A 15733-nucleotide genomic window follows, 5' to 3' on the forward strand; every position below is an offset into this window, starting at 1 on the left:
TCTAACATGAAACGCATCCTCATCCTTGCCCCGTTGTTTTTTCCCCTAACGGTATTCGCGCAGGGGCCGCTCGCTCCGCCTCCCGGCGCTCCGGCGCCTTCAATGAGCTCCCTTGGCGAAATCGCCACCACGGGCAACAACACCGCCTCCACCACCACGGCGATCAAAGCGGCCGTCGCGAACCACACCCTGATCTCCACCAGTTCCGGCACCTACACCATTTTCGAAAGCGGGACCTATGTCCTGACCTCCGATCGCGTCGCCCCGGCGGGGAATGATTCCATCCGCGTCCAGGCATCAGATGTCGTCATCGATCTGAACGGCTTCACCATTAGTGCCACCAATTCCACGTCCGGTGGCATTTCCGGAGGATCGAGCACCACAGGACTCACCGTTCGCAATGGGACGATCCGTGATTGCGACACGGCAATCTCCGCCGAGCTTGCCGGGTCCTCGGGACTAACGATCGAGAATGTCACCGCTCTGGATTGCACCGGATTCGTATTCTACGGCAACAAGGAATGCGTGATTTCCGGTTGTGTCATCCGGGGAGTGGCCGGCACCACGGCGGCAATCAATCTGCGCGAAAATTCGGTGGTGAAAAACACCCGCGTCACGCTGCAGGCAGGCACCGGAATTCAAGGGAATCCCGGTCCGGTTTCCATCAGCGATTGCACCATCAGCGGAGGTGTTAGCGGATATGGCATCAACACGGGTGACGGATGCTCGGTCAGCCGCTGCACGGTCTCCGGTAACGCGGGAATGCGTGTTGGAAACGCTGGCAACATCGAAAACTCCATGGCCACGTCCTGTTCCGCGGGGCTCAGGGTCGGCACCGATAGCCGTATTAAAGGATGCGTGGCGTCCGCGAATTCCTCGTCAGCTACATTCGTGTGCGGGGTCGAGATTGGGGCGAGGAGCAGCGTGGTTAATTCCACCGCTTCGTCCAACACTTCTACGAATGCCACTCCGAGCCAGCTGACCGGAGCCGGATTCTATCTGGGGAACGACTGCGTCATCGAGAATTGCAATGCAGGTGGGAATCTCGGTGCAGGAATCTACGTCGGTGGCAACAATTGCACGATCGTCGGCAATACGCTCACCTCCAACGGTGCCTCGCCGGGTGTCGGAGCCGGCATTTTCGTTGCTGCGACCAGCCGCAACCGGATCGAGGGCAACCACGCCATCGGGAACGCCACCGGTTTCCAATTGTCGAGCAGCTCCACCAAAAATATCCTGATCCGCAACACCGCCGGAGGCAATCTGACTAACAACTGGAACGTTCCAGCCACCAACTTCGTCGCGCCCGTAGTGGCAGCGGCAGCGGCCTCCGCTTTCACGGGAAACGCCGGTGGGGCGGCTCTCGGTTCGACCGACCCGAACGCGAATTTCACACTGCCCTAACTCTTTAGAGAATACTCAATCACACAGAAACAAGCCCGGAGCCTCTTCCCATGAAAACCGCAGTCCTCCTCCTCGCACTCGGCGTCTCCACGACTTTCGCCCAAGGCCCGCTCGCTCCTCCGCCCGGAGCTCCCGCCGCTGGCATGAAAACCCTCACCCAGATTGAGCCGCGCACTCCCATCGAGACCCTGCCATTCACCATCAGCACCTCCGGAAGCTATTATTTCACCAAGAACCTCCAGTTCACCGCCGCCTCGGGAGATGCCATCAGCATCACCACCGGAAACGTCACCCTCGATCTCAACGGCTTCACCCTCAGCTCCACCGCACCTGTCACCGGAAAGGGGATCTCCACCGGAAACGAACTCAGCAATATCTCTATCAAAAATGGCATCATCGCCGGCAATACGGTCGTGACCATCTCAGGCTCACCCCGGATTTGGACGCCGTCCCTGGCAGGATTCACCAATGGAGTCTACTCCTCCGCGAACGATACCAGAAACCTGACAGTGGATAATCTCCAGGTCAGCGGCTGCCGCGGTACTGGAATTTATACGGCTCTCGGCAAGGTCACCAACTGCAGCGCCCAATCCAATGGCGGTTCTGGAATCAATGCTTTCATGGGCAGCGTTGCCAACTCGATCGGCACCTCAAATGGCGCTTTCGGAGTCAGCGCCTACAATGGCAGCATCGCCGCCTCTACCGGTAACTCCAATGCCAGCGACGGAATCAATGCCGATCTGGGCAGCGTCATTGGTTCCAGCGGCATGAACAATGGGGGATCCGGAATCCGGGCATCTAACTCCGTGGTGAAAAACTGTCTGGCCCGCGGCAATGCTTCGGCGGGCATCTGGGCGGATAGCTCGGTGATCTCCGATTGCAAGGTCACCAACAGCGGGTCCGATGGCATTCGTGGCGCGAACTCCACGATCTCCACCTGCAAGGCAAGCTCCAGCGACCAAAACGCCGACGATGGCTACACGGCCTCCAGCATCTACTGGGTCGGAGGCCGCCAAGTGGACAACGTCTCGGATTCCTACGTCCCCGCCGCGCCAGCTCCGTAAAACCTATTTGCCACCAACAATCCTATTCCTTGGCGAAGCACAGGAACCCTTCCTTTCGCTTCTCCTGACTTGTGAAGGTTACAGAAACTTCCACTCCTCTCTCTGGAAACCACTCAACGGCCTTCCTGGATCCGTTCCGCGAGCATCGCGGGGAGGCCGGCGGCGATGATTTTCGCCTGGGTCCTGGCGATGTCATACTCGACGCGGCGGAAGACGACGAGGTTGTGCTCGAGATCGAAGATGGCGTAGCAGCCGCGCCAGTCGCCATCGCGCGGCTGGCCGACGGAGCCGACGTTGATGAAATATTTCGCGCCGGGCTCGATGACGACGGAATCGGCGGGGACTTCCTGGACCTTGTCGGTTTTCACGTAAACCCGCGGGACGTGGGTGTGGCCGTGGAAGCAGAGCTGGGTGAACTGATAGGAAAAGTTCGACATCGCGTCGAAGCGGTTGGTTACGTAGTTCCAGTTTGCCGGCTGGTCGAGGGTGCTGTGGACGACGGTGAAATCGGACACCTGGCGGACCATGCGGAGGCGGGTGAGCCACTGGCGCTGCTCGTCGGAAAGCTGCTTGCGGGTCCACTCAAGGGCGGCGGCGGCCACCGGATTCATGCTGTCCAGCGAGTGGTTGCCGGAGGCGTCCTCGTCGTGATTTCCCTTCACGGTGGGACATTCCATGGCGCGGACGATTTCCAGACAAGCGGCCGGATCGGCATTGTAGCCGACGATGTCCCCCATGCAGACGTAGTCCGTCACACCTTGCTTGGAAGCATCGTCGAGAACCGCCTCGAGGGCTTCCAAATTGGCATGTATGTCACCGAAAAGAGCTATCCGCATGTGTGGTCAAAGAGTGGGGAGGGAAGTTTGTCGCTTCGCGGGGTTCTGTCGAGACGAAAGCCGTCCTGCTATTTCGAGAACCATTCGTCGGGGCCGAAGGGCGGGGGCAGGGGTTGGTTTAAAATGCTCTTGTCGGCGGGGATGTTGAGTTGTTTTTCCAACGATTGAAGCGTCTCGGCGACGCCATAGACGGGAAATCGCTCGCGGGTCCGCTGCCAGTGGGCGGAAAGCGCTTCGTAGGCTTTTTCCGGAGTTCCGAAAATCTCGATCGCCCGCCGTGTCTTGTCCATGTCCGGCTGATCGTGGGCTTCGAGCACGAAAAGGAGGGTTTGCAGCGTGGGCGTGCGGTTGCGCGGGGTGTTGTAAAGGTCCCTGGCCATGGCGAGCGCGTCTTTTTCCCGGCCGGTCACGCGGGCGAGGGCGTAAAATTGCGCCCGTTTCACATAGTCGAGGGCCTTGCCGGTGGCTGCCGCACGGCGGTAGGCCTCGGCGGCTTGGGTGAAGGTTTGGTCGGGATCGGGGAAGGCTTTGTATTTGTTCGAGTCGGTGAGCAGGAATCCGAGGCTGGCCCACAGGTTCCAATTGTCCGGATTGTTTTGGATGCCCCGATCGATAAACGCCCGGCCCCGGCGAACCGATGCAAGCCAGGCCTGCTTGCGGCGCGACGGCGACAGCGTGGAATCGTTGACGTAATACGATGCGGCGTTGTAGGCGGAATGTGAAAAACCAGCGTCCCAGTAATAGCCGGTATTGGGCGCGAGATCGACGATCATGTCGTAGGTGTCCGCGACGTCGTCCCAGCGCTTTTCCTCGAAAAATCCGAAGGCCCGCAGGTTCATGAACGCGGCAACCAGTGTCCGCAACCCGCCGAGCGCGACGGCCCAACTGGTCTGGCCGATTTTATCCGTCGTGCCGATCTGGAGTTTCGGCGGCATCAGATTCGCGGCGCGGAGTTCGTTGGCCAACTTGGCTTCGTATGGCATGCGCGCCGCTCCGAAGACCAGCACGGCCACTGCTACGATTCCGTTTCGTTGCCAAGCTTTCACGATGTCAGAATTCCTTTTCGGCGAAGACGAACCACGAGGCGATGGTGAAAAACACCGCGTAATACAAGCCGATGAGTGTTAGCTTTCCGAGGATCCACAGCGGCATCGCCTGTCCTTGGATGACGGCGTCGATCACGTTGAAATTCTGGAAATCCGGCAGCACCAGCGAGATCAGCATCGAAATCATCCGCGCGAATTTCCCTTCGCCGGCCTGGCCGGAATTCAGGAAGACGGCCCGCGCGTCCGCTTGGAAATGGGCGATGAAATAAATCAGGAAACTGATAATCGTCGTGAACAACGTGCTCGTTGAAAAAGTCGAGATCAGCAAAGCCAGCGAAGCCATGATCGACGCCCGCAGGAACACCGCGAACACCGCTCCCTGCAATGACCAGGTCGGGCCTTGGGAGAGCACTTCGAGTTTCACCGACTCGATGTCCTTCGGCGTCCATTCGAGCGACTTCGCCATTTCCAACTGTTGGGCCATGACGAGCGACGTGCGGATCTGAAGCGCGGCCGTCATCAGGATATCCATCAGCAGAAGCGAGACGAACACCAGCAACAGCACTCCTAACAATTTCCCGGCCAGATAATCGATGCGCGGCACCGGCTTCGCCAGAATGGTGTAGAGCGTCCGGTCCTCGACGTCCTTCGGCAGCAGCAACGCCGTGGCCACGATGGACAGGACGACGGAGAACAACGTCATTGTTCCAAGCGACGAACTCTTGACCATGGTCAACACGTGGATGCCGGCGGATTCCGGTCCCTCATGCTGCGGCAGATTCATGAAATTCGAGCCGATCAGGATCACCCCGAATACCGCGAGGAAATAGAAGACCTTCATCCGCACCAACTGCGTGAACGCATGGCGGGCGATCACCAGGATGCGGCTCACGTGCGAGGCCCGGTAGGAAATGGCGGTGGTCATGATTCGTCGTCTTGAGTGGTTTCGCGGAGGAACAGCCGCTCGAGCGTCGTCCGTGGTTTGCCGGTGCGCACCAGCGAAGCTCCCGCCGAGCTGCTCACCAACGCGGTGATTTTCGAAATCAGTTCCGGGCTGGCATCCTTGACGATGATTTCCGTTTGATCCTCGATGGCGATTAGATCCTCAAGCCGCCCTTCCTTGACCATTTTTCCGCGGAAAATAATCCCGACGTGGTCGCAGACTTCCTGCACCTGCTCCAGCAGATGCGAGCAGAGAAAAACCGTAATGCCGCGTTCCCGCAGCTTCATGATCAGGTCCCGGATCTGGCGGGATCCGATCGGGTCCACGCCCGCCGTCGGCTCGTCCAAGATCACTAACCGCGGCTCCTGCACTAATGCCTGAGCCAGTCCGATCCGTTGCAGCATTCCCTTCGAGTAGCCGCCGATCCGCCGGTCGCGCGCGTCTTCCAGATCCACCAAGGCTAGCAGTTCGCCCACCCGGTCTTCCAGAACCTTGCCCTTCAGTCCGCAGAGTTTGCCGTAGAAACGCAGGGTTTCCGCGCCGCTCAGGTGTTTGTAGAAATACGGATTTTCCGGCAGGAATCCCACGTCGTTGCGCGAGTCCACCTTCAGCGAGTCTTTGCCGAAGATCGAACAATGGCCGGACGTCGGGGCCACCAGGCCCAGCAGCGCCTTCATTGTCGTTGATTTTCCGGAGCCGTTAGGTCCGATGAGGCCATAGACTTCCCCCGGCATGATGCGGATCGAGACCCCGTCCACCGCGCGCAGCAATTGCTTGCGGAACGACGTCTTGAAGTCCTTCACCAGGTCCTTGATTTCAACTGCGGGAATCGTTTCAGCCATTGGCAGAATCATCATTGGCGCGACTCGTCCGGCTGGCAACGGGCAAATTTCCCGATTTTGGAAACTTGATTCCCGGCCCTTGCTAACGCATACCTCGTCCAACCTCCGACAAAATCCATGAAACGTCTCCTCCTCGCCATCACCTCCACCGTCATCGCTCTTCTTCTACCCGGCTGTTTGCAGAGCGAAACCACCATTCATCTCAACAAGGACGGCAGCGGCACGCTCGTCGAGCAAACCACCCTCGGTGCCCAGATGATGGCGATGATGGATCAAATGTCCTCGTTCGGCGGCGCGGACGGCAGGGCGAAAGCCAAAGATCCCGTGGCGGAAATGTTCTCACCGGAAAAGGCCAAGGCCCGCGCCGCCACCCTTGGCGAGGGAGTGACCTTCGAGAAATCCGAACCCATCGAAATCGGCGGTAACAAGGGTGCCCGCACCACCTTCAAGTTTGCCGACATCAACAAACTGAAAATCGCCCCCGGCGAAGGCATGAAGGACATGTCACCGATGGGAGCCGCCGCTCCGGCCACCGCCAAATCGGAACCCATCGCTTTCAAATTCGCCGACGGCACCCTGACCATCGGCATGCCCGAGCCCGCAAAGCCCGAAGCCGATAAGGACGCGAAACCCGATGCTCCGGACATGGAGGAAAATCCCCAGATGGATGCCATGATGAAGCAGATGCTCGGCGACATGAAAATGTCCTTCAAGGTCGTCGTCGATTCCGGCATCGCCGATACCGACGCCACCAACCACGACGGCAACACCGTCACCCTGATGGAAATGGAAATGGGCAAGCTCCTCGAAAAGCCCGAGACGCTCAAGAAACTCCAAGCCGCCGATCACAACGATCCGCAAGCCGCCATGGAAGCGCTCAAAGGCCTCGAAGGCGTGAAAATGGAAACCAAGAAGCAAGTCACGGTGAAGCTCAAGTGAGGAGAAGGGCCGCGTGTCCCTTCTTTTGTCTTTGTCTCTTGAGGGATTTCCAAGATTCTTGAGTGAGCAAATTCTTCTGGTCGTAAAAAATGAAGCCATCCACAGCGATCTTTTTCGGCATGTCCTTTCTTTCGTCACTCCTCTTTGGTGAATCCAAATCGGATTCTTCTGAGAAAGACAAGTGGGCCGTTGCGCAGGTCACCACATCCGATGGGGGCACGGGTATTTTTCGTTACATGCAAGTGAAGCCGGAAGGATGGAAGTCAGTGCCGCTATCGGAAGAAGTGTCGATTTCATGGAAGTATGAAGGTGAGCTACCTAACGATCCAACCAACAAGCGGATGAATGAGCTGGAGGATGCTCTGGAGTCGTTGTCCACCAGCAAGGATTCGTGTCTCGCGCTTGTGATGACCGCGGGAGGGGTGCGCGAGTGGTGCTTTTATGCCCGCGACTACGATGCGTTTATGAAAACCCTGAACGAGAAACTTTCCGGCAAACCCGTTTTTCCCATTTCTATCAACCACAGCAACGACTCGGAATGGAAGTATTGGCATTCATTCGTGGATACTGTGGAAAGGAAAAAATAAAGAGAGCAAATGGCGCGTCGCGTCGAACCGCACAACAGGGACTTTTTAGTTTCAATGCTTTGCCTGCGGATCACTGAACGAGGACATCCGCTCATTTCCTGCGATTCCGGGTTGCACGGCTGGCGGGGGGCGGTCAGTTTGTCGTTCGTGCGGACCATTTCCGCAGGCCTGATTTTTTTCCTGAATGATGAATAATCCCAGTGGTGAACCGTCCAAGAACTCGCTGGGGCCTGTCGGTCCCGTCGATTCGGATGCTTCGCTGAACGATCCGGACGATGATTTCCGGCTGGTCGCACTGGCGCAGAAGGGGGACATGAGTGCCTACGACGCGCTGGTCACCCGGCATCGCGGAAGGATATTCGCCATGATCCGAAACATGATTCACCAGGAAGCCGACGCGTGGGACCTCTCCCAAGAGGTCTTCATCAAGGCGTGGAACGCGCTGCCTCGATTCGAGGCTAAGGCGCGGTTTTCCACCTGGCTTTACCGCATCGCCCACAACGCGGTTTACGATTGGACTCGGAAGCGGAAGATCGAAAGCGCCGGCGAGCTGAACGATGAGATTTTCGAACGGGAGCGGATCGATTCTGGCTCGTTCACCACGCCTTCCGGTGGCGAATCACCGGACCAATCGATGTCCCACGGCGAGTTGCGGATGAAAATCCAGATCGCTCTCGGCAAATTATCCGCCGAACATCGCGAAGTCGTGATCTTGAAAGATGTCCAAGGATTGTCGTATAAGGAAATCGCCGAGGCGATGTCGAGCACCTTGGGAACGGTCATGAGTCGGCTTTTTTACGCGCGTCAGAAACTCCAAGCCTTGCTAAAAGATGAATACGAATCCAGATGAAGCAACGCTGGCCCTTTGGCTGGACGACGAATTGACCGGTGAGCAACTCGCCGCCGTCGAATCGTGGGCAATCACCCAGCCCGACCAAATGGCAGCCCGGGAAGAAGTCCGCAAGTGGCGGACGATGATGGCTTCGGCCATTCCCGCAGCCGAGGAACCGCCGTATCCTGACTTTTTCAACAGCCGGGTCTTGCAGGCCATTCGCGATTCCGCGCCCAAGACGGAGCCGGTCCGGAAGCGGCCGTTTTCCTGGAATTCCTGGTTGATGCCGTTGGCGGCCTGCGCGGGCATGGTTTTCGCGTTCTGGATTGGGAAGAAATCCAGCACCGCGGTTAATTACGATGTCGCGGGCGCACCCAAGGCGATTCCCGTGGAACCGGTTGTTTACACGCCGGAAAAAGGCGTCGATGCCGAGTGGTTCGCCAGCGCCCGCGCCTCCGCGACGGTCATCGTCCTCAACGGCGTGGCCGCCATCCCGGATTCGACGGATTTTTCGGAAACCGTTTATGTGCCGATGGATCGTGAAATCGACTCGACCGCAGGCGGCGTGGTGAATCCTGGAACTGATACCGGACGATGATCAACCGCAGGAAATGGATCACGCTCGGCTTGGCGGTGGCAGGCGCCGTTTTCGCAAATCCCGCGAAAGCGCAGTCCGATCCGGGGAAAACTGCCATGGGGCAGGTGGATTTCACCGTCTATTATGCCACCAACGGCGATCCGAAAGCCGCCGGCGCGAAGTCCACTTTGCTGTCCGAGGAAATGGCAACCAAGCTCCGCGGCGAGGAACGGCTTCGTTTCACGAACTACCGGATCCTCGGCCACGAGGTGCAGCCGCTGTTGCGGAGTTACGAAAACTGGGCGCAACCGCTGAGACCGTCCGATGAAGTGCTTGTCCGCTTCGAAGCCCGCAGCAAGCCAACCAAGGACGCCACCAAACTCGATCTCGAACTCTGGCTCAGCCGGAAAAAAATTCTCAAAACCGACGTCCTCCTCCAAGGAAATCGCCCTCTCTTCATCCTCGGCCCCGAGTGGCGGGGTGGGCGGCTGATTATCGGTGTTGCCCTTGCGCCGAAGGAAAAACCCGGCTCATAATACCACCATGAAACTCGCACTCGGCATTTTGTTGACCCTTCAAGCCTTCGCCCTCGCGGCGGGATTGGAGTTCGAGGAACTCACCAAAGACCAAACGGCAGCGGTGGATGCCACGATCGTGACGACCGATTTTGCCTTCACCAACAAGACCGACAAGCCGGTGACCATTGCCAAGAGCGATCCCACCTGCTCTTGCCTCAAGGTCGTGGTTTCGGGCGGAAAACTCAAATACGCACCCGGCGAATCTGGCGTCATCCGCACCATCTTTGACGTCGGCAATGCCACCGGAACTGTCGAAAAAGGAGTGGCCATCTGGCTCGACAACGATCCGGCTCCCACGCCGTCCGTTCACCTTCAGGTCAACATCCACATCCCGGTTCTGGTCGAACTGACGCCTTCGAAAACCTTGTCCTGGGACGTCGGCGGGAAAGCGGAGACGCAGACCATTCACGTCACCATGGCCGAAGGAAATTCGATCAACGTGACCGGCGTGAAAGTGAAGGACACTTTCACCTGCGAATTGAAAACCATCGAAAAGGGATCCAAATACGACCTGTTAGTCACGCCGACCTCAACGGAGGTTCCTGACTTGGGCATCATCCGGATCGAGACCGACAGCAAGATCGAAAAGCAAAAGACCCAGCAGGCATTCGCCGTGATCCGCAAGCCGATCCCTGCAAAAGCCGTCTCGCAGAAATGAATGCTACTCGACAGCTGGCGGCCATCGGGTCCGTTTTTCTAGCAGTCGAAAACGGCTCGTAGTATGAACATGAAGCCCGTGCTCGCCATTCTGTTGATGATGTCGGCCCTCGCTCGAGCGGGAACGCTGGAGTTCAAGGAGCTCGTCAAGGAACAGGCGATTGCGCCGGACGCGGAGACCGCGACGACCGAATTCGCTTTCACGAACAAAACGGACAAGCCTGTCAGGATCATCAAAAGCGACCCCGGCTGCGATTGTCTCAAGGTCGAGGTCGCGGGTGGGAAGCTCGAGTATGCTCCCGGCGAATCCGGCGTGATCCGCACCCTTTTCAAGGTGGGAAACGCCATCGGCACCGTTGAGAAAAGCGTGGCGATCTGGCTCGACAATGATCCGGTTGCCAAGCCGTCCCTGCAACTCAAGATCAACTTCCACATTCCGGTTCTGGTCGAGTTCAGTCCGGCGAAAACCCTTTCGTGGGACATCGGTGGCAAGGCCGCGACGCAAATCATTCATCTTAGCATGGCAGAGGGAAACGTCATCAACGTGATGGGAGTCAGCGTGAAGGACTCCTTCACCTGCGAGTTGAAGACGATCGAAAAGGGTTCCAAATACGATCTGCTGGTGACGCCGAAGACTACGGATGTCCAGGACGTCGCCATCATCCGGATCGAGACCGACAGCAGGATCGCCAAACAAAAAACGTTTCAGGCTTTCGCCGCCGTGCGCAAGCCGGTCGCGGGCAAGGATATCTCACAAAAATGAACTCTATCGGACAGCTGGCGGCGATCGGATTTATTTCCCTAACCGCTGCGGGAGGAACGTTCTGGCTGAAAGGGCCGCCGGCGCGGACGGTCATTTGCGATCCGGCGACTTTGAAGCCCGACGAGATTTGCCTCCAACAGATTTCCCCGGATCAGAAAATCCTGTGGGTGGACGCTCGCCATCGCAAGGATTGGGAGAAAAACGGATTGCCCGGATCGGTTCTGTGGAATCTCGATTCGGAAGAGGACATGCAGGCATTTGAGGCCGATATCGCGACGCGGATCATGGAAACCCCGCGGGTGATCGTCTATTGCGGCGATGAGAACTGCGGCCTCAGCCGACAGGTCGCCGAGCGGATCCGCAGCTTGCAGTTAGGTGCGGAGGTTTCCGTCCTGCACGGCGGCTGGCGGGCTCTGTCCGAAGCGGGAAGGACTAAGGATTCCAGTCCAAAGTCTTGAGGTCGATCGCCTCGAGATAAGGCGTCTCGGGCCGGTCCTCGGTGTTCCAGCGGAGCATTACCGTGCAGGCGCGGGCCTTGCCGAAACTGAGGCTGTAAGTCCCGTCTTCCAACATGCGGCCGATCTTCGACTGCCGACCGAAATAGGCGCGGGCGATTTCCTTGGTTTCGTCCCGCGGCAGCAGCTTCAGTGTGAGTTTTTTCTCCCGGTTAGGAACATTCTCGTCGTTGCAGGAAGCCACCGCATAAATGATGACCTCGAAAATTCCTGCCTTCTCCGACGGTGTTTTCGCATACGCCGCGAGCCGTCCGCCGTAGGAATCGAGGAATGGATCCGCCACGATTTTCGGAGCGCCGTCACCGCGTTTCCTAACAAGGATGGTGTAGGGGCTCAGCCGGTTGTTTCCCGCGTCGAAATCGACGTTGTAGTAGAAGTCGATCACTTGCTCGACCGCATTGGTTTCGCGGAATTCGGGGGTGACGTTGCTGGACGCCGGGAATGGATTGGCGAGGCAGGATTTCGCGAGTTCCGGTTCGGTGGTCTTCGTCTCGATCAATGGCAGTCGCTCGGGCAGGGATTTCGCCGCCAGGAACTTGTCCAACGTCTCTTCCGCGGCCTTTCCGGGATCCACCGGCTCAAGTCCTTCGGGGAGATCCGGCGGTGGTTCGACGATCGATGGCAGCTCTGGAGCCGGAACCGGCAAAACCGGGACCGGTTCTCCGGCAGGTTTCGGCGGACTGGATTCTTCCGGTATGATCCGGTTTTCGGTCGGCCTTTTCACCGGGTTTGGCGGGGATACGGCCTTCGTCTGATTTTTGAGTACGGTGAGAACACCAAATACCAATCCGACGACTGGCAGGATGAAAAGGAGCGGAACCAACAGTCGGATGAGGCGGGCGCGTGATTGCGAATGAGGCGGACGACCTTTGACTCCCTTGGAATCGGGGCTCCGATTGGTCTCGGGCATCGGCTTGGCCACTGGCTCCGCGGTGCCCGACCGGTTGGGCAACTGGCGGGGTTCCGGCCGAAGAACGGCGGGAGTGGCCGCGGGAATTGGTTGCGCGGGAATGGTCGCCGCTTGGGATAGGATCGGAATTTCCTGGACCGGAGGTGCGGGAGCTGCGGGAACCGGAGTGGAAATGACCTCGTAGCCGGGATGCGGGGCTAACTGCGGAGACTGAACCGGAGCGGCAACCGCCTGTGGCTGGTGAGCGGGAGCGACCGTCGTCGCCGGGATAGGAGCGGCGTAGGTTTCATAGCCGGCCGGTGGCTGATAAGATGGGGTCGGCTGATACTGGGGAGCCGCTGGGGCTTGATAGGCCGGGGCCGGCGGCGACTGATAAACCGGCGCTGGAGCCGGTTGATAGGCTGGAGCCTGTGCCGCCACTGGAGCCGGAGCGGCGGGGGCTTGATAGACCGGAGCTGGAGCGGGCTGCGATTGATAAACCGGTGTCGGAGCCGGATAAGGTGCCTGAATCTGGCTCCGGCACGAGGGGCATGGGCCGATGACGCCTGCCAGACTCCCCGGAACCGTCAGCTTGATGCTGCATGCCGGACAAAAGAAGGTGATTGAGTCACTTGCCATTCGGGATTAAGGCGAAACCTACGAAAAACGCCGGAGCTCGTCAATCCTTCAGAAAACTTAACAATCTATCAAATTCACTCCAGATCAGGCGGCTTGGCGCAACAAGGCGATGAGAACCCCTTGAATAATCAGTTCCCGGGCAGGAATCAAATCCGGAAAGTCCGCATTTTCCGCCCGCAGGAACGGCTGGCCTTTTTCGACCAGATAACGCTTCAAAGTAGTCTCTCCGTCGATGAGGGCGGCGACGATGTCACCTTTGCGAGGTTCGCGGAATTCCAGGATGACCGTGTCTCCGCTGCAGATGTGGGCGTCGATCATCGAATCCCCACGCACCTTGAGGGCGAAGGTGCGGGCGTGGCGGGGGAGTCCCAGCGCGGCGATATCGATGGAGATGCAGCCTTGTTTTTCCTGCTCCACGTCCTGCGACATGCCCGCCGCGATGTGGCCGTAGATCGGAATGTCGATGATCTCCCCGCGGTCGAGTTCATCGGGGAAAATGACGGCGCGGGCCTTGCCTGGCAGGCGTTGGATGACTCCCTTGCGTTCGAGCGCACGCAGATGGCTCATCGCGGCGGTCTGACTCGCAAATCCGAAAAAGTGCTGAATTTCACGCGTTGACGGCATGATGCCGGTCTGGCGCTGCGATTTCCGCAAATAGTCGAGGATTTCCTGTTGGCGGGAGGTGAGGTCGGCGTGCATCGTTTTATGAACAGTGTTCCCGTGAACAAACTATTTCACGACTCGATGCGCAAGAAAAAACTTCGGTAGCGCGTTTCCTTATAGAATAGGGATATCCGCTGGCAATTCGTCAGCCGCATGTCTACCCACCTGCGGTGCACGGCGAGACAGGAGCGCGGAATCAATCCAAGACGATTTTCGGCTGGATCTGGATCGTGTTCTTTCTGCACGGGATGACTCCTGGCTTTTGGACGCCGGCGTTGACCAATATCTTGGTCGCCCACGGACTGAGTGGCTGGGTCACTTTGGTTTTCGTGGTTCCGCCGCTGTGCGCGTTGGTTTCGCCGCTGATTGGCGGGGCGCTGGCGGATCATCACTTTGCCGCGAACCGGCTGTTTGCGTGGTCGTCATTTCTTGGAGCAGTTGCCTTATTCGCGGCGTTCGCGGCGCTGAACGCGGGGTTGCATCCGTGGTGGTTCGTCGGATTGCTCGGGCTTTACACGATTTTTTCCGGCCCCTCGTGGGGCTTGCTGACGACGATTTCTCTGACCCATCTGCCTAACGGCGAACGTTCGTTTCCTTTGGTCCGCCTCGGGGCGACTCTGGGATGGATGGCTGCCGGGCTGATCACCAGTTACGTGTTGCATGCCGACACCAGTCCGGTGGCGGGATTTGCCGCTGCATCGACGCGGATGTTAGGCGGGATGGTGGCGTTCATGCTGCCCCATACGCCGCCGTTAGGGAGGGCGGGTTCGTGGAAGAGCCGGCTAGGACTGGACGCGTTCACCTTGATGAAACATCGCGATCACTGCGTGTTTTTCATCGTGACGGCGGTTTACTCGATTCCGCTCACCGCTTTTTACATGTATGCGCCGGAGTTGTTGAAAGTTCTGGGCGATCAGCGCTCGACGGCGACCATGACGCTCGCGCAGCTAACGGAAGTCGCGGGGATGCTGTTGGTCGGTTCGGTGATGCTGAGATTCAGGGTGAAAACGGTGTTGCTGTGGGCGCTGGGACTGTCCGTCGTGCGGTTCGGAATGAGTGCTTATGCCGGAGCGAGCCATTTGATCGGCTGGCACATCGGCGGCATCATGCTGCACGGGATGTGTTATACGTTCTATTTCATCACGGCGCAGGTGTTTCTCGACCGGCGGGTGGATCCCGGATTGAGGGGGCAGGCGCAGGGGCTTCTGGCGATGGTGACGAGCGGTCTGGGACCGCTGGCGGGAGCCGTGGTTTGCGGGTGGCTGCGGAACCACTGTGTCACCGCGGATGGCGGGGGATGGATGGATTTCTGGGCGATTCTCGCGTCGATCATCGCCGTCTGTTTCGTGATTTTCGCCTCGCTCTATCAGGGACTCGGAAAACCCGACCGGCAGTCCTAACGGGCGTAAAGGCCGCATGCCGCGACCACCGCGCACGGGCCGCCGGTGATGCCGACCGGCGGGATGACGAGATCGATCTTGGTGCCGTTCACCTTGAGGCAGGCGTGTCCGGCCGCGGCTTCGAGACCTTGCTGATAGAAAGGCGCGGTTGGAAGCGGGTCGCGGTTGATCATCGCCGTTTCGGAGAATTCCGCCAAATGGGATTCAAAGACAAAGCCCGGGATTTCCACCCGTGCGGTTGCTCTCTCAGCATCGATTCCGATGGTGATCGTTCCCAAAATCGCCGGTGCGCCCTCGAACGGAGTTCCCACGAAAATGTGGTTGGCGAAATAGGCGGCGACGTTGGCATCGCTGCTGACGAATCCGAATGCGAGCGGAGCGGCCGATGGATCAGGCTGCCAGAAAATCATGCCGCTCGGCGCGGAGCCGACCGGAGTGTGCACCATCCGCGCGACGTGGACGATGACGTTCGGCATTTCAAGATCCGCGCTCGTTTTCGCGATGAGATCCACCCCACCTTCCCAAGACATCCAGTTGTTCATAGCCATGGTGGCGACGC

The 15733-nt window shown here is 58.6% G+C and carries 18 protein-coding genes; 11 read left to right on the forward strand and 7 right to left on the reverse strand.

Annotated elements, in window-relative coordinates:
* Nucleotides 1-6: 6 nt before the first annotated feature.
* Both ABIQ96_RS17570 and ABIQ96_RS17575 read left to right on the forward strand, forming a co-directional pair.
* Nucleotides 7-1404 (forward strand): right-handed parallel beta-helix repeat-containing protein, encoded by a 1398-nt coding sequence (locus ABIQ96_RS17570; protein WP_348215931.1) that lies wholly within the window; start codon nt 7-9, stop codon nt 1402-1404.
* A 50-nt stretch (nt 1405-1454) separates the two neighbouring features.
* Nucleotides 1455-2468, forward strand: a complete 1014-nt coding sequence (locus ABIQ96_RS17575; RefSeq protein WP_348215932.1) for a right-handed parallel beta-helix repeat-containing protein — start codon at nt 1455-1457, stop codon at nt 2466-2468.
* A 113-nt stretch (nt 2469-2581) separates the two neighbouring features.
* On the opposite strand, the gene ABIQ96_RS17580 is transcribed toward ABIQ96_RS17575, so the two are convergent.
* The 4 genes from ABIQ96_RS17580 to ABIQ96_RS17595 all read right to left on the reverse strand — a co-directional run bounded on the left by ABIQ96_RS17580 (nt 2582) and on the right by ABIQ96_RS17595 (nt 6150).
* Entirely contained in the window at nt 2582-3304 is a 723-nt protein-coding gene (locus ABIQ96_RS17580; RefSeq protein ID WP_348215933.1) for a metallophosphoesterase family protein, read from the reverse strand.
* A gap of 68 nt (nt 3305-3372) precedes the next feature.
* The gene (locus tag ABIQ96_RS17585; RefSeq protein WP_348215934.1) at nt 3373-4350 is read right to left on the reverse strand and encodes a hypothetical protein; all 978 of its coding nucleotides are present in this window, start codon (nt 4348-4350) and stop codon (nt 3373-3375) included.
* A gap of 4 nt (nt 4351-4354) precedes the next feature.
* A complete protein-coding gene (locus ABIQ96_RS17590) occupies nt 4355-5275 on the reverse strand; it encodes an ABC transporter permease subunit (protein ID WP_348215935.1) in 921 nt (306 codons plus the stop codon).
* Nucleotides 5272-6150, reverse strand: coding sequence for an ABC transporter ATP-binding protein (locus ABIQ96_RS17595; protein WP_348215936.1), 879 nt, complete (start codon nt 6148-6150; stop codon nt 5272-5274). The genes ABIQ96_RS17590 and ABIQ96_RS17595 overlap by 4 nt, the downstream gene beginning before the upstream one ends.
* A gap of 102 nt (nt 6151-6252) precedes the next feature.
* Here ABIQ96_RS17595 and ABIQ96_RS17600 point away from each other — a divergent pair, with 102 nt between their 5' ends.
* The 8 genes from ABIQ96_RS17600 to ABIQ96_RS17635 all read left to right on the forward strand — a co-directional run bounded on the left by ABIQ96_RS17600 (nt 6253) and on the right by ABIQ96_RS17635 (nt 11526).
* Nucleotides 6253-7074 carry a hypothetical protein gene (locus ABIQ96_RS17600; RefSeq protein WP_348215937.1) on the forward strand — a complete coding sequence of 274 codons (822 nt, stop codon included), beginning with the start codon at nt 6253-6255 and terminating at the stop codon, nt 7072-7074.
* 119 nt (nt 7075-7193) lie between these two features.
* On the forward strand, nt 7194-7661 hold the full coding sequence (locus tag ABIQ96_RS17605; RefSeq protein WP_348215938.1) for a DUF695 domain-containing protein: 468 nt from the start codon (nt 7194-7196) through the stop codon (nt 7659-7661).
* Nucleotides 7662-7845: 184 nt separating this feature from the next.
* On the forward strand, nt 7846-8511 hold the full coding sequence (locus tag ABIQ96_RS17610; protein ID WP_348215939.1) for a sigma-70 family RNA polymerase sigma factor: 666 nt from the start codon (nt 7846-7848) through the stop codon (nt 8509-8511).
* Nucleotides 8492-9091 (forward strand): hypothetical protein, encoded by a 600-nt coding sequence (locus ABIQ96_RS17615; RefSeq protein ID WP_348215940.1) that lies wholly within the window; start codon nt 8492-8494, stop codon nt 9089-9091. The genes ABIQ96_RS17610 and ABIQ96_RS17615 overlap by 20 nt, the downstream gene beginning before the upstream one ends.
* Nucleotides 9088-9606: a hypothetical protein gene (locus ABIQ96_RS17620; protein ID WP_348215941.1), complete on the forward strand. Its 519-nt coding sequence runs from the start codon at nt 9088-9090 to the stop codon at nt 9604-9606. The genes ABIQ96_RS17615 and ABIQ96_RS17620 overlap by 4 nt, the downstream gene beginning before the upstream one ends.
* 7 nt (nt 9607-9613) lie before the next feature.
* Nucleotides 9614-10306, forward strand: coding sequence for a DUF1573 domain-containing protein (locus tag ABIQ96_RS17625; protein WP_348215942.1), 693 nt, complete (start codon nt 9614-9616; stop codon nt 10304-10306).
* A 69-nt stretch (nt 10307-10375) separates the two neighbouring features.
* Nucleotides 10376-11068, forward strand: coding sequence for a DUF1573 domain-containing protein (locus ABIQ96_RS17630; protein WP_348215943.1), 693 nt, complete (start codon nt 10376-10378; stop codon nt 11066-11068).
* Nucleotides 11065-11526 carry a rhodanese-like domain-containing protein gene (locus ABIQ96_RS17635; RefSeq protein ID WP_348215944.1) on the forward strand — a complete coding sequence of 154 codons (462 nt, stop codon included), beginning with the start codon at nt 11065-11067 and terminating at the stop codon, nt 11524-11526. The genes ABIQ96_RS17630 and ABIQ96_RS17635 overlap by 4 nt, the downstream gene beginning before the upstream one ends.
* On the opposite strand, the gene ABIQ96_RS17640 is transcribed toward ABIQ96_RS17635, so the two are convergent.
* Together ABIQ96_RS17640 and lexA are read right to left on the reverse strand one after the other, a co-directional pair.
* Nucleotides 11501-13111, reverse strand: coding sequence for a hypothetical protein (locus ABIQ96_RS17640; RefSeq protein ID WP_348215945.1), 1611 nt, complete (start codon nt 13109-13111; stop codon nt 11501-11503). The two genes, ABIQ96_RS17635 and ABIQ96_RS17640, sit on opposite strands and share 26 nt — an antisense overlap.
* A gap of 84 nt (nt 13112-13195) precedes the next feature.
* Nucleotides 13196-13810: a transcriptional repressor LexA gene (gene lexA / locus ABIQ96_RS17645; RefSeq protein ID WP_348215946.1), complete on the reverse strand. Its 615-nt coding sequence runs from the start codon at nt 13808-13810 to the stop codon at nt 13196-13198.
* A 194-nt stretch (nt 13811-14004) separates the two neighbouring features.
* Here lexA and ABIQ96_RS17650 point away from each other — a divergent pair, with 194 nt between their 5' ends.
* Complete coding sequence (locus ABIQ96_RS17650; RefSeq protein WP_348215981.1) at nt 14005-15174, forward strand: MFS transporter; 1170 nt, start codon at nt 14005-14007, stop codon at nt 15172-15174.
* Here ABIQ96_RS17650 and ABIQ96_RS17655 read toward each other — a convergent pair.
* Nucleotides 15171-15722, reverse strand: a complete 552-nt coding sequence (locus ABIQ96_RS17655) for a hypothetical protein (RefSeq protein ID WP_348215947.1) — start codon at nt 15720-15722, stop codon at nt 15171-15173. The two genes, ABIQ96_RS17650 and ABIQ96_RS17655, sit on opposite strands and share 4 nt — an antisense overlap.
* Between the last annotated feature and the right edge of the window lie 11 nt (nt 15723-15733).

It is taken from the genome of Luteolibacter sp. (assembly GCF_039920825.1).
GTDB lineage: Bacteria > Verrucomicrobiota > Verrucomicrobiia > Verrucomicrobiales > Akkermansiaceae > Luteolibacter.